Annotated in this window: 14 protein-coding genes; 8 read left to right on the top strand and 6 right to left on the bottom strand. The window is 28.7% G+C overall.

Annotated features, from left to right (window positions below; all coding sequences use genetic code 11):
• Nucleotides 1-10: 10 nt before the first annotated feature.
• Entirely contained in the window at nt 11-2,425 is a 2,415-nt protein-coding gene (locus BUC03_RS00160; protein WP_084112701.1) for a TonB-dependent receptor, read from the bottom strand.
• 100 nt (nt 2,426-2,525) lie between these two features.
• Between BUC03_RS00160 and BUC03_RS00155 the strand changes: the two genes are divergently transcribed.
• The gene (locus BUC03_RS00155) at nt 2,526-3,497 is read left to right on the top strand and encodes an AraC family transcriptional regulator (RefSeq protein ID WP_073147025.1); all 972 of its coding nucleotides are present in this window, start codon (nt 2,526-2,528) and stop codon (nt 3,495-3,497) included.
• Nucleotides 3,498-3,523: 26 nt separating this feature from the next.
• On the opposite strand, the gene BUC03_RS00150 is transcribed toward BUC03_RS00155, so the two are convergent.
• Nucleotides 3,524-4,258, bottom strand: a complete 735-nt coding sequence (locus BUC03_RS00150) for a flavodoxin family protein (protein ID WP_073147023.1) — start codon at nt 4,256-4,258, stop codon at nt 3,524-3,526.
• Between the two features lie 226 nt (nt 4,259-4,484).
• Here BUC03_RS00150 and BUC03_RS00145 point away from each other — a divergent pair, with 226 nt between their 5' ends.
• The 4 genes from BUC03_RS00145 to BUC03_RS00130 all read left to right on the top strand — a co-directional run bounded on the left by BUC03_RS00145 (nt 4,485) and on the right by BUC03_RS00130 (nt 7,717).
• On the top strand, nt 4,485-5,294 hold the full coding sequence (locus BUC03_RS00145) for a YHYH protein (RefSeq protein WP_073147021.1): 810 nt from the start codon (nt 4,485-4,487) through the stop codon (nt 5,292-5,294).
• A 6-nt stretch (nt 5,295-5,300) separates the two neighbouring features.
• A complete protein-coding gene (locus tag BUC03_RS00140) occupies nt 5,301-5,915 on the top strand; it encodes a toxin-antitoxin system YwqK family antitoxin (protein WP_073147019.1) in 615 nt (204 codons plus the stop codon).
• On the top strand, nt 5,893-6,585 hold the full coding sequence (locus tag BUC03_RS00135; protein ID WP_073147018.1) for an SCO family protein: 693 nt from the start codon (nt 5,893-5,895) through the stop codon (nt 6,583-6,585). Before BUC03_RS00140 ends, BUC03_RS00135 begins: the two co-directional genes overlap by 23 nt.
• Nucleotides 6,586-6,724: 139 nt before the next feature.
• Nucleotides 6,725-7,717, top strand: coding sequence for an IS110 family transposase (locus BUC03_RS00130; protein ID WP_073147016.1), 993 nt, complete (start codon nt 6,725-6,727; stop codon nt 7,715-7,717).
• 83 nt (nt 7,718-7,800) lie between these two features.
• Here the strand turns inward: BUC03_RS00130 and BUC03_RS00125 are convergent, their stop codons facing one another.
• Nucleotides 7,801-8,724, bottom strand: coding sequence for a ketopantoate reductase family protein (locus tag BUC03_RS00125; protein WP_073147014.1), 924 nt, complete (start codon nt 8,722-8,724; stop codon nt 7,801-7,803).
• Between the two features lie 202 nt (nt 8,725-8,926).
• Here BUC03_RS00125 and BUC03_RS00120 point away from each other — a divergent pair, with 202 nt between their 5' ends.
• Nucleotides 8,927-9,766, top strand: coding sequence for an oxidoreductase (locus tag BUC03_RS00120; RefSeq protein WP_073147012.1), 840 nt, complete (start codon nt 8,927-8,929; stop codon nt 9,764-9,766).
• 128 nt (nt 9,767-9,894) lie between these two features.
• Here BUC03_RS00120 and BUC03_RS00115 read toward each other — a convergent pair whose 3' ends face one another.
• The 3 genes from BUC03_RS00115 to BUC03_RS00105 form a co-directional block, all read right to left on the bottom strand.
• Nucleotides 9,895-10,659 carry a DUF2490 domain-containing protein gene (locus BUC03_RS00115; protein ID WP_073147010.1) on the bottom strand — a complete coding sequence of 255 codons (765 nt, stop codon included), beginning with the start codon at nt 10,657-10,659 and terminating at the stop codon, nt 9,895-9,897.
• Nucleotides 10,660-10,866: 207 nt separating this feature from the next.
• Nucleotides 10,867-11,535: an ATP-binding cassette domain-containing protein gene (locus tag BUC03_RS00110; protein ID WP_073147008.1), complete on the bottom strand. Its 669-nt coding sequence runs from the start codon at nt 11,533-11,535 to the stop codon at nt 10,867-10,869.
• The gene (locus BUC03_RS00105) at nt 11,536-11,817 is read right to left on the bottom strand and encodes a hypothetical protein (RefSeq protein WP_073147006.1); all 282 of its coding nucleotides are present in this window, start codon (nt 11,815-11,817) and stop codon (nt 11,536-11,538) included.
• 930 nt (nt 11,818-12,747) lie between these two features.
• Between BUC03_RS00105 and BUC03_RS00095 the strand changes: the two genes are divergently transcribed.
• Both BUC03_RS00095 and BUC03_RS00090 read left to right on the top strand, forming a co-directional pair.
• On the top strand, nt 12,748-13,662 hold the full coding sequence (locus BUC03_RS00095; RefSeq protein WP_073147002.1) for a helix-turn-helix domain-containing protein: 915 nt from the start codon (nt 12,748-12,750) through the stop codon (nt 13,660-13,662).
• Between the two features lie 119 nt (nt 13,663-13,781).
• Nucleotides 13,782-14,519: an SDR family oxidoreductase gene (locus BUC03_RS00090; RefSeq protein WP_073147000.1), complete on the top strand. Its 738-nt coding sequence runs from the start codon at nt 13,782-13,784 to the stop codon at nt 14,517-14,519.
• Nucleotides 14,520-14,604: the final 85 nt, after the last annotated feature.

The following is a 14,604-nucleotide window of genomic DNA, read 5'->3' as shown; positions in this document are numbered from 1 at the left end:
GTTTGAAAGGTTAAAATTTATTTATTGAATAATTAAGTTTAAAGTAAAATGCTCTTCCTGGCTTTTGTACAGATAAATTATCATATACAGCTTCATCAAAAATATTTTTGATATCAAAGCTTGCCACTAATTTTTTGTTAGGGAAAACATAGCTTATTCCTAAATCTTGTTGTAATTGTCTAGGTATTTTAAAAAATTCATCTCCTACTGTATTAGATCCTTGTGCAGGCAGGTATGAAAATTCATCTGTAAAATACATTGTATAGAAAAGATTTACCCTAGATTTCTTTTGAATAAGATCTTTAAATGAATAACGTAAGCCACCATTCATTGTGAAAAATGGGGTGTTTGGTACATCTATTTCTATACCGTTACTTACAATGTCTAATTCAAAACGTGAGACATTAAAATTAAATCCAAAATTTTTATTATAAGTATAATTTAACTGAGCATCAAAACCTTTAGAGGTACCACTTCCTTGGTTTACGTAAACAATTAATTCATCATCAATATTTAAAGAAGTTTCAATAGGTAAACCAATTCTATCTTCTATATTTCTTGTAAAAAGATTTGTAGCGACAGAGAAGGTGTGTTTTTTAATATGAAAGTTTCCAAATTTAAAACCAAGATTATAATTTTTGCTCTGTTCTGGATTTATGTATGGGTTTGCAACTACATTGTCACCATCGTTACCAAATACTTCTGTTTCATTTGGTAAACGAATAGCTTTTTCTGCAGAAGCTAATAAGGTAATTTCTGGTATTATAGCATAAGATGCAGCAAAACCATAACCTTCATATTTGTTATCACTGCTAATTTCTTCATCTACTATTATATTATTTCCGTTATCATCTTGTACAATTGCAGGATCTATACTAATTGTTTTTTGATGATAATGTTTACCAAAAATGCTAGCTCTTAATTTATTTTTAAAAGCTGTTAACTCATAACTTAGTGAGAATATATTTTTGTGCAAATCTCTTGTGCCTACAAAAGTATTTTCTAATACAGATTTTAAAGCATCACTATCTTCTCTATCTATGCCACTATATACGTGATTTGCTAAAATTTTGTGGTGTTTATTAATGCTATAAGAAACACCTGTTCTTATAGAAGCCACTTTTCTTTTAATTTTAGCTAAAGTAGGGCCACCTTCTTGTTGAGATCTCCAGGTATATTGATATTCATCTCCTTTATAGTCTATAGCTCTTTCTCCAGTCCAGCTATAAGCCCAAGCAACCGTATCATTCACCATACGGTTTCTTTTCCCGTAAACACCATTAATGTTTACGTCTAAACCTTTAGTAAATAAATCTTTCTTTTGGTAGGTTAAATTAGCTAATAAAGCATCAGATTCTAAAAAACGATCTTTATATGGAGTAATTGTCATGAAAGCACCGTGTTGTACTTCTTTATAATCATCAGACCCTGTAACTCCTACAAAAAATTGATCTGCCCATTTTACATTGGTAAAACCAACTTGCGCTATACCTCCGGTAGATCTATAAGCATCGTTAAATCGTCTTGCTGTAATAGGGGTCTGTACTCCACCTAAACCAGTTACTACAACACTTCTTCCTGAAACTTTATAGTCATTGTCTGAATAATTATGAAAAAGAGATGCTTTTACCGTAAATCCAGATTCTTCAAAACGATATAGACCATTGATGCTAGCTTGTAAAGTATTGAAAGAACCGTAAGAAATTGATGCATTTAAATTTGTTTTAGCATCTTTATTTAAAATTATATTAATGGCACCGCCCAAAGCATCGTCTGCTAAATGTCCTGGTACTACACCTTTATATACTTCAATGTTTTTAATCATAGAAGGTGGGATGCTATTTAAACTAAAAGAGGAACCGTAAGTAGAAATTGGTATACCATCTATAAATATACGTACAGCATTACCAGATAAACCATTTAAACTATATTCTACCTCGGAGCCTAAACCACCATTTTGACGAATTTTAACTCCAACGGTTGTATTTAATAATTCATTTGTTTGAATACTTCTAAGGCTAGCTTCTTTAGTGTTTACTACATTTACGGCAAAACCACTTGTTTCTTTTTTTGTTTTTTCTGTTTTACCATTAACAAGTACTTTTTCTAAAGACTTAATATCTTCTTCTAAGCTAAAATTTAAAACAAGGTTATTTTTATTAGAGAAATTTATCTCTTTAGTAACTGTAGAAAATCCCATATATGAGATTTTAATGCTATGTTTTCCTGCAGAAATATTTTTAATTTCGTAAAAACCATCACTATTAGTAAGGGTTACTTGTTTGTTATTATCAAGAGAAACTGTTGCCCCAAAAATAGATTGGCCCAAATTGTCTGATACTTTTCCTGAAAGAGTATTTTGACTATCTTGCGAGTATGCAGATATGGTGATAATAAAGATTAAAAGAAATAATTTTAAATTCACTTATTTAGACTTAATAAAAACAATTACTTTTGCAAATGTATCTTGTTTATATTAGTTCTTAATAACGCAAAAAGAACTTAATATAACGTAAAAGGAATTAATGAAAATTCGGTTTAAAAGTATAGGATTTAATAATGGAGAGTTAAAAAAATGCTTTGATAAAGGCATGCGTACATCTTTATTATTAGAAAATAAGCACTCTAATTTAAATGTAGGTACGGGAGAGTTAAAAGAAATTCATTTAAATCAAGCTTTTGTATTACATCAAAATTACAATAATGTAAATTTAGAGAACCACTCTTTACAGATAAAACAGAGTCAATCTGTTTTTTTACTTCAATTTGTGATGGAGGGAAATAAAACCATTTCTATTAATGATATAGAATATCACTTGACAAGAAACACATATAATTTGTTTTATATACCATCGTTATCTTACACGCATAATTACTTTCAAACCAAGAAGAATATTTTAAATATTTATTTTAAAGAGTCTTTTTTAAAAGACAAGATGGGTAAATCATTTATAAATAATTCTAAACAGTATTTAGAAGCAAAAAAAGAAAATCAGTTTTATTCTTTTTTTGAAAAAGGTTTGGTGGTAAATAAACAGCTACGCAATATTATAAATGAATTTTTAACTTGCTCTTTTGAAGGGGTTACTAAAAAATCTTACTTAGAGGCTAAACTAACCGAGCTAGTTCTCATGGCATTAGCTTCTAATTATTCAGCCACTAAAACATACAATTTAAGAGAAGCAGATAAAGAGAATTTAATTAGAATAGAAAATTATATGCGTGCTAATTTAAAAGAAGATTTAAGCATAGAAAAATTATCTGCATTAGCAGGTTTTAATACTTCTAAGTTTAAAAACGATTTTAAAGAAGTATTTAAAATGCCTGTATTTAAATACCTAACTAGTTTAAGAATAGAAAAGGCGATAGAATTAATTTTAAAGCACGATTATACAATTTCTCAAGCTTCTTATGAGGTTGGCTATAAAAATCCGCAGCATTTTACAGTTGCTTTTAAAAAGAAGTTAGGTTACTTGCCAAGTGAATTACTTACGTAATTTTAAAAACCTAGCATATTAATAAATTAACGGTATTCGGGATTTTCAAAATTCCAACGAGTGCCATTGTCCCATTTTTCTCGAGAGTTTCCATAATTAGAATATCCATTATTTGCTTTTAACATAGAAGCTAAGTGAAGTAGATTGTAAGTCATAAATGTGGTATTTCTATTTGTAAAATCACTATTAAAGCCTACGGGTTCTTTTAATTCTTCTCCTTTCCACACTTTATCTCCATAACTTGGTCCTGGGCCAACCTTGCCTATCCATCCGCAATCTGCTTGTGGCGGTATGCTATATCCAACATGTTGTAATGAGTATAAAATACCCATAGCACAATGTTTTATACCATCTTCGTTACCTGTAATTATGCAGCCACCAACTTTCCCGTAAAATAAATATTGTCCCTTATCATTTACCATTCCGCTCATTGCATATAAACGTTCTATCAATTTTTGAGCTTCACTAGATTTTTCACCTAACCAAATTGGAGTACCAACAATTAAAATATCTGCATCTATAATCTTTTTAAAAATAGAAGGCCATTGGTCTTTATCCCAGCCGTGCTCAGTCATATCTGGATATACACCACTAGCAACTTCGTGATCTACTAATCTAATTTCTTCATGTCTTACGTTTTCTTTGTCTAAAATGTTTTTAGAAACATTAATTAAAAGCGAAGTATGACTTTCTTGTGGAGATTTTTTTAAAGTACAGTTTACAAAAACTACTTTAAGATCACTAAAATTTACTTTTTCCATAACTATATATTTAAGAGACTTTTTTGAATATACCAAAAACAGAAACCATCAGAGGGATTTTTAACATTATTCACCTTTAAATTATTATATGTTTAATTAATTAAGAATTTTATATAAGGCTAAATAGGCGTATTCACTTAAAAGATCATTTGTTTCGCAGACTTTATAAATTACCTAAAGAGTAATTAAATACATTTATTCTATAATCAATTTAAATCGAAGAATTATGAAGAAAAATGTTAGAAGTAAATTATTCCCATACTCATTATTTGTTTTATTTATTTTAGGAGTTTTTGTTTCTTGCGCAGATGATGATTCTACTACCGTAGAAGAAGAAGAGGTGATAGGTGAAGGAGACGATGGAGATAACGATGACGATGATGATGATGATGAAGTTGCTACAGAACTTCACGCAGCTTTTGAAGCTTTTAATACAGAGGCAACAACTATTTATTTAGACGGTAGCAATGTAGTTATAGAAACCACAGGCTTACCAAATCACGAAACTGTATATTGGGGAGAAGGTAACGATTTGTATTTAGAAGAACCAGATGTAGAAACTACTCCATCAATTATGTCTAGTAATAATAATGCTGTAACAATTACTGTAGATGCTACACCAGATTTAACAGGAAGTACAGTTGCTACAGAGCTAAACACTATTGGTATTGCTGTAAGTGGAGCTTCAATTTTTAACGATCAAGAAGGAAACGGAGCTTTAAGTCAAGCAGCTGCTAGTTTAGATTGGACAGGTGCACACATTGGTCCTGGAGTATATCATTATCACTTAGAGCCAAAAGCTTTTTCAAATGATGATGAAAATTTAGTAGGTATACTTTTAGACGGTGTGTTTCTTTACGGACGTAAATGTTACTCTACAAGTACATATCCAACAGATTTAGATGAGTCTGGAGGTCATACTTCGGTTACTCAATATACAGATGGTAACGAAGAGTATCACTACCATATTATTAATGAGTTATATTCTAACACAGGATCTTACATTGCTTTTGCTGGTCCTTTTCAAGGTTACTAATTTTTTATGAAACCACTTTTATTAATATCATTTATTGTATTTGTATTCTCTAGTTGTACTAAAAACAATCTTCAGAAAAATAATAGTACAGTTACAGAAATAAGCAAAACTGTAGTTATTGATAGCGTACAAGTATTAAAAGAAAATTTAGTATTAAATCAGTTAGAGGGTAAATGGTATTACAACAACAAACCATTTTCTGGTTATTCTTTAAAATATCATGAGAATGATACATTGGGAGAAAAAATTGGCTATAATAAAGGAAAGAGAGAAGGAGTAGCTAGAAAATGGTCTAAAAATGGGGTATTACGTATAGAGTCTTATTATAAGCATAATAGGTTAGATAGCGTGTATAAAAGCTGGTGGGAAAATGGAGTATTATCTGCAGAATCTCACTATATAAATGGAGTTAAACAAGGGGTAGAGAGAGAATGGTACCCAACGGGACAATTAGCAAAAAAAAGACAACTTGTAGATGGGAAAGAAGAAGGTCTACAAAAAGCTTGGTTACAAAACGGTGCATTATATGTTAATTATGAAGCTAAAAATGGACGTATTTTTGGTATGCGAAGAGCAAATTCATGTTATAAATTAGAAGATGAGGTTATTAGCGATTATTAAAAACTACAAGATATTAGCAATTTTATTAGTAAGTATTTTTGTTAGTTGTAAAGAGACATTGAAAAAGGAAGATATTAAAGTTACTGAAACCAGTAGAACAGATTATTTACCATATTACAATGAAAAATCTTTTACACCTAATTGGTTAACACCTAATACAGAAGAAGAAAAAAACTTTCATAAGATACCAGATTTTAAATTGGTAAATCAATTGGGAGATACCATTACGCAAGAAACGTTTAAAGACAAAATATATATAGCAGATTTTTTCTTTTCTACGTGTCCTGGTATTTGTCCGCAAATGACAGATAATATGTCTAAGATACAGAAAGAGTTTAAAGATAATTCTGAAGTATTGTTACTAAGTCACTCTGTAATGCCCTCTGTAGATTCTGTTTCTGTTTTAAGAGAATATGCAAAAGAACATGGCGTAATAGACAATAAATGGCATTTAGTTACCGGAGATAAAAAACAAATTTATTCATTAGGAAGAGAGTCTTATTTTGTAGAAAATGATTTAGGAGAAGAGAAAAGCATAGATGATTTTTTACATACAGAAAACTTTTTATTAATAGATAAAAATAAACACATTAGAGGTATATATAATGGTTTAAACAGAGCTTCTATTGCACAATTAATTACAGATGTAAAAGCTTTAGAAAAAGAATAGTACATATTACCCATTTTTATAAAATAAAGAGAGAAAAGGTTCTGCTATACGATGAAGCGTAGACTTCGACAACATCGATAACCAACTCTCTTTATTTTATAGTTTTTGTAAAAAAGCAGTTTCTAATAAAACAAGGCATATGTATAAATGCAAAGAAACGTTAGGAGTAGATATTAGTAAAGATTTTTTTGATGTTTATAGTACTATTCACGGGCATTATCAATTTGCAAATAACTTTCAAGGTTTTAGGTTATTCAGAAAAAAATTAAAAAAAAGCAGCTTAGTAGTGATGGAAGCAACAGGCTATTATCATTTTCAGCTAGCTCAATATTTATATAAAAGATCTATTTTAGTGGCAGTAGTAAATCCGTTATCAGTAAAACGGTTTTTACAGATGAAATTATCTAAAATAAAGACAGATAAGAGTGATGCAAAGGCTATTTGTGATTATGCACTAGTTAATAAAGTAACTTTATATACTGCAAAAAATAAAACACAAGCAGAATGTTTACAACTGTATAGCTTAATGGATAGTTATATAAAAAAAAGAACAGTCACTAAAAATAAACTTCACGCAGAGAAAATATTAGGCATTCCTTCTATGTATGTATTTAGGTCTTTACAGAGAGATTTAGAACATTTGTCTAAAGAAATTACTGAAATAGAAAACAGATTATTAATTATTCTTCAAGAAGCATATCCACAACAGTTTTGTTTGCTTACAAGTATTCCGGGTATTGGTATCAAGACGGCACTTTTTCTAATTATTATCACTAACGGATTTTCTAGATTTGAAACATCTTCACAACTTTCTAGTTACGTAGGCATAACACCTACTATAAGAGAGTCGGGGAAAAGTATACGTGGTCGAAGCAGAATTAGCAAAGTAGGGAACAAAAAATTAAGAAATCTATTATTTTTATGTGCTTTTACCGCTAGTAAAAACAATAAAAGCTGTAGTGACCTTTATAACCGAATAATAGCCAAAGGGAAAAGTAAAAAATTAGCTTTAATTGCAGTATCTAATAAACTAGTAAAACAAGCGTTTGCAGTAGTTAAATCAGGCTTTCCATATCACGAAAATTACCAACCTTCTTTACATGTTAAGCAGTTTGTAAATTCAGAGAACTAGAAAGTGATGTGTATTTAAATAGGAATATAAAATATGGTTTACTAAATTTCACCTAAGTGAGTAAACCATATTTTTTTAATGAATTATTTATTGGTTATTTTCTCATTCATTGCTTTGTAGGTATCTACGTTTATACCAAATTTTTCACCATTATTAATTACAAAATCTAATAGATTATATTTTTCATTATTTTGTTTCTTATTTTCTATGTCTAATTGAAGAGATGTTTTAGACGCATACGGAAATTTAGATAACATAGCTAACGAATCTTCAATATCCTTATGGGTTAGAGTTATGTTAAATTTGTTGGCCAAACTTAGCACTTCTTTCATCATTTTTTCAAGTATCTCCATGTACTCCGTACTTTCCTCTAATTCGCCAAAAGTAATATGAAGAGCACTCGTCATTACCGCTAATGGAGATACGAAAAGGTATTTTTTCCATAAAATTTCTTGAATGTTATGGGTGTAAACCACATCTAATCCACCTTCTATTAACAATTTTTCAACCCATTTAAAATCGAGCTCGTCATTATTTCCTATAAATATTTTACCTGGTCCGCCCACATGTTTTACCACTCCTGGCTGTTCAATATTAGAAGCTACGTATATGCAACCTTCTAGTATATTGGTAGGGTTAATATCTAAATTGTGTTCAATAATACTTTTTGCATCTACTCCATTTTGTAAAGGAATAATAACTGTTTTAGAATGAATACATTTTTTATAACTACTAATAGCAGTTGCTAAAGAGTAAGACTTTGTAGCAACAATTAAAACATCTAATAAGCCAATTTCTTCTGGGTTGTTAGACGTTAAATTAGCATTAGCAGTAATAGTTTCTTGTGAAGTAATAAGTGTGAGGCCTTTATGGTTAATTACCTCTTTTGTTTTATCACGGCAAATAAATATTACTTCTACCTCGTTACTGTTTTTATAACTTTTAGAAAGTTTGGCACCAACAAAACTACCAATGCCGCCCATTCCTAAAATTCCTATTTTTTTCATTACTTAAAATTTTTACTTTTTCTAGAAAAGTTATGATGGTTAAATTTACTCATTTTTAAAACCTATTTTTATTATTATTATTTCAAATTATATTAAATCTATTTATTTACCAGAGTTTAACTTCATTTAGTTAGCATTCTTTAAAATTTTAGTAATTTTGACATATAAATAGATTTTTTTACAAATTTTCAATAAAACAAAAATGAGTACAGATAAAAAAGTATGGTTTATTACTGGTGTTTCATCAGGTTTAGGCAAGCAGTTAGCTAAAGAAGTATTAGCACAAGGTCAAATTGTAGTTGGTACTTTTAGAAAACAAGCCCAAGTAGAGGCTTTTAATAATGAGAGTCCAGGTAATTCTTTTGGTGTACTTATAGATGTAGCTTCTACAGAAATGATTATAGATGGTGTAAAAACTATTTTTGATAAATTCGGAAAAATAGACGTAGTAGTAAACAACGCTGGTTATGGTGCTATGGGAAGTGTAGAAGAAATTTCTGATGAAGAAGTTAGAAGACAGTTTGAAGTAAATGTTTTTGGTGTATTAACTACTATTAGAGAAGTATTACCTCAAATGCGTAAACAACGTTCTGGTCATATTATTAATATTACTTCTATTGCAGGGCGTATAGGCTCTCAAGGTTTAGGGATTTATAACGGATCTAAATTTGCTTTAGAAGGTATTGGAGAAGCTTTAGCAGCAGAGTTAAAGCCATTAAACATAAAAGTAACTAATGTAGAACCAGGACCATTTAGAACAGAATGGGCAGGAAGCTCTGCAGCTTACGATAATACTAAAATTGAAGATTACGAATCTACAGTAGGTGAGCGTATAAGAGGTTTACAAAAATTAAGTGGTAACCAACCAGGAGACCCAGCAAAAGCAGCTGAAGCTATCTACAAGTTAGCACAATTAGAAGAAGCGCCAGTACATTTACCTTTAGGTAAAATTGCCTATGAAGTTTTTGGAAATGTAAATAATGGATTAATAGAAGAGTTAGCTAAATTTGAAAGTTTAGGTAAAAATTGTGACTTTGAATAAGTTATTATAATTACTTCTAATGCATAAAAAAACCGCTTTTAAAGCGGTTTTTTTGTTTGTATCTAGCTGAGGTTTTTTAGAGCAAAAATGAGAAAGGCATTGCTAGTATAAAACCAAGTTAATTTATTTTAAAAGGGGTTATTTAGTACCACATCAAATGCAAGATAATGCACATTTGTTATAGAAGATTTACCTATCAAATCATTCATATAACCTAAGTTACAAGTGATTTTTTGTTGAGGAAATAATACAGAATAGTATAAACAGAATCTAGTCTCTTGATATTCAAAACTGCTCCACTTACTGGTTTTAGTCGTAGAAAACAAAAATTCTGCGGTAGTAATAATTTTTTGAGTTTTTAAAGAATTTAGGTTAAAGGATGCTTTCCCTCTAAAACGAGAACGAAATTGTGTGTTTTTAGTAGCGGGACTAAAATCTGGGTTATAAAAATAACGAAGTTCTGGTCGGTAACTAAATGAATAATCTACATTTTTATAAGAGTTAAGGTAAGAAAAACGGCTATAAAACCTTAGTTCTTGTCTAGCCTTAGGTGTATCTATAGAATAAGGTTGTGTAGATTGGTATTTATTTTGCCAACGGTAACTTACCGCAAAAGAGTATTTCCAGTTATCTTTAAATTGATGAGTAACCTCTTCATTAAAAACATATATAGAGTGTTTTTTTACTAAATTATAGTCATCTGGATCACTAACTCTTCCTGTACCAAAATGAGTAGCAGATTTAATAGTTTTTTCTTTATTAAGGTTTTGTTTTACTCCAATAGCAAACCAAGAGGCTAAGTTTGTTTTCCCTAATCCTGGAGGAGTAAATTGAGCTAAACTTGTAGAACAAGTGGTAATTGTTAATAGAAATAATATCCACGTTTTTAACATAATTTGCTTAGATAAAAATTTATTTTAAAACAAATTAAAGGCTCAAATATGGAAAGAAATAGGAATATTATTTATGCAAAAAATAAGAGGTTTTCTCCGTATTTTTCATAGTCAGTAGGTCGTATTTTACAGCAAAATAGGCTTGTAAAATTGTATGTAATAAATGCACTATTTTAGCTAAAAGGGGGTGAGTAGAGTAAAGCTTATCTATAAGTTAGAAGTTAAATAATTAAATTTTTCTAAATCTTTTTTATTGTTAATAGAAATTAATGTAGCATCTTTTAAAACAAAATTTCTGTTAGTCACTCCAAGCACATCGTTGTAATAATGATCTGTTAAAATTATACCTTTTGTCTTTTTAATTTCTTGTAAAAATTCTTTAATCACTTCTTTATAAAGTGGTTCTATCATAGAGAAAGGCTCATCTAATAAAATAAACGGATGATTTAGGTTGCCAAAAATTAGTAATTCTAAATATCGTAATTGACCAAGAGATAATTCTCCAACTCTTACGTTATCAAAAGAATAAACTTGTGGTGCATAAAAAACTTTGTCTTGTTGCTCTTCAGAAGAAAAAAATAACGGAATTACATCTCTTACTTTTAACTCTTTTGGCAAAAAGCTATCTTGTGGCAAGTAGCCAATTTTTTTGGAAGCTATAACCTCTTTTTGAGGTAATATATTAGAATTAATTTTAAGCTGAATAGAATCTGCTTTGGTGACTCCAAATATTATTTTAAATAAAGTCGATTTTCCAGAACCATTACGGCCAAATATCCCAATTATTTCTCCTGTCTGACAGCTAAATTTAATGTTATTTAGTACAGTTTTTTTGCCGTAAGATTTATTTAGGTTGGCTATATCTAATACATCCATTTATAGAAACAATTGGTAAGTTAAAATAATAAAAACAGATATAAAGAAGTTAAGTAAAAGTACTCTTTTTAGAAGGTGTTTTTTTGTGTAACCTAAATTATAATATGTGTAATATTCATTTTTTTTAAAGGTTTTAAAACCTAAATATCCCACAAAAATACCAACTGTAGAAAATAGTACAGCACTCCAAAAAACGCTAGAAAATGCACCAACTAATAAGCAAAATACTACATTAAAAATATTTACATCTAGTACGTATTTTAAAACTGCTTTATTAAACATTTTCTAAATTATAATTCTATCTACAAATTAAAACTACACCTTTAGCAAAATACATTAATATTAATCAAATCTCAATATTTTATATATTAAAACTTTAAGTCTTTTAATTATTTACAAAAAAACATTTATCCTTGTTTTAATATAATTTTCGTCAACTTTAAAGTTTGATAAAAAGTAAACATTTTCATTATAAATAAAATAATCTACAAATAGAAAACTAAAAGTTAAATAAGGTTCTACTTTTGTAATACAGTATATTATAAATTTTTACTTTTTTTAATTTTGAAGAGAAAAATATTTTAAAATTGTTAGTTAAAACACTGAAAATTAATATTGATACTTTAAAAGTAAACTCTAAAACCAAAGTAGGGCTAAATAATAATTGCTATTAAAAAAATACCTTTATATGAAAACACATAAGAAATTAAATATTGTGGTTATTACTATGTTATTGGTATTGGTAGTACTTATATTATTAATTCTTAATGATAGTCCTATATCTTGGAAAATTCCAGAAACATTTATATTGGGATTTCCTATATTTTTTCTCATAACACTCGTACTATCTATAATTTCATTTCGAATTAATAAAAATAAAACAGCTATTATAACTAGTGTAATTTCAAGTATTTTTTTTGCTTTAACATTCTTAGTTACAATGTATTTAATGAGTTATACTTACAGCCATTAAAAATATCGAATTTAGATAGAAAATGTTTTAAAAATTACTAAAGAAAATATTAGATAATTAAAATTAACTAATAAAGTTTAAAAACAGAAAAAAGAATGATAACAACTATATCATTCTTGCTAAAGTTAGTTTTGTATTATAAATATTCACTTCTAAATATAGAATTTTACCCTTTTTATTATCTTTACTTATAAAATTTTATCTGTAAAATGATAATATAAACTCATCATTGTTGATTAATGAAATACGACAATCCTGAATCTAAATCTTTAGTTGAATTATATGAAAAATTAAATCTTCGTATTGACTGGGTTAAGCCTATAAAGGGATTTACAATAAATAATTTAAAAGATGTTGGTTTTCAATTACCCTATCAATCGCCTTCATATAGACCTAATTATTTTTCATTTATATTCATAAAAAACGGTAAAGGAAAATATTCTATTGATGATAATACTTTTAATGTAAAAACTCATTCTATTTATTTTACAAATCCAAGTAATCACAGAACATTTTATTGGGATAAACTTGAAGAAGTTTACCTAATTACTTTTGATGAGATTTTTCTAAAAAAATATGTTGATGAAAATGTATTTAACTTATTCCCTTTCTTATTGTCAGAAACAGTAAGTCCTAAAATTGCCGACACTAAATTTTTCAATGATATAGAAAATATATATTTACAAATAAATAAAGAATACATTAAAGAAGTTACCGATAAAAATAAAATTATTGGACATCTTTTAGCAGTATTGTTATATAAAATTAAAGATTACTTTTGGAAAGATTATAATCCTATTTTTGAAGGAAACCGTAGTTCTCAAATTGTGAAATTATTTAAAGTTCAGCTAGAAAAACATTATAGAGATTTAAATAGAGGCACTATAAAAGAAGTATTTAGAGTAAAAGATTATGCAGATGCTCAAAATCTACATCCAAATTATTTAAGTAATGTTATAAAAACTAAAACTGGGAAAACTATTTCTGAATGGATAACACAAAAGACAATTATAGAAGCAAAAACTCTTTTGCAAAATAAATCACTTTCCATTAAAGAAATTGCCTATCAGTTAGGTTTTTCAGAAACTGCACACTTCAGCAATTACTTTAAAAAGCATATCGGTTTGTCTCCAAATCAATTCAGAAAATCATAATTTATTTTCAAATAAATTAACTTCTTTAAAATTTACAACTTATACTGTATTTTTCGTAACAATAGACTTTAACTGTCTAAATACATTTGAACTATTAAAAGTAAATAGTAAGTAGTCAAATGAAAAATTTAAACAACAAAGTAATCTTAATAACAGGAGCATCAAGAGGTATTGGAGCAGAAGTTGCTACAGAGTTAGCCAAACAGGGAGCAAAAATTATCGTTAATTATGCTGGTAGTAAACCTGAAGCTGAAAAATTAGTATCTCAAATTAAAACTATTGGTGGAGACGCAATTTCTATTCAAGCAGACGTGAGTAAACCAGCAGAGGTAAAATTACTTTTTAATGCATCAATCAAATATTATGGCAAAATAGATGTATTAGTAAATAATGCAGGAATAATGATAACCAAATTTATTAAAGATACCTCTGATAATGATTTTACCAAACAATTTGATGTAAACGTGAGAGGTGTATTTAATACGTTACGAGAAGCTGCAACAAAATTGGCCGATAACGGGAGTATCATTAATTTTTCTACAACGGTAAATCGTTTAATACTCCCAACTTATGGAACTTATGCAGCAACAAAAGCTGCGGTAGAACAGTTAACCAAGGTATTTTCAAAAGAAATAGGAAGAGGTGTAAATGTAAATTCTATTTCACCAGGACCAACAAACACCGAGTTATTTGTAAAAGGAAAACCACAAGAGGTTATAGACCGTTTAGCCTCAATGAATCCATATGGGAGAATTGGAGAAACAGATGACATTACAAGTATTGTAGCTTTTCTTGCAAGTGATGATGCAAAATGGATAAATGCCCAAAACATAGGAGTTAATGGTGGAATGGCTTAAATTAAAAGCTATGAAAATTTTAAAAACAGCAATTATATTAAGGCTGTTTCGATACTGTAGTATTTAGTGTACCAATACCCTAAAC

The organism is Mesonia phycicola, assembly GCF_900141885.1.
Lineage (GTDB): Bacteria > Bacteroidota > Bacteroidia > Flavobacteriales > Flavobacteriaceae > Mesonia > Mesonia phycicola.
This window is presented reverse-complemented; position numbering and strand designations above follow the sequence as displayed.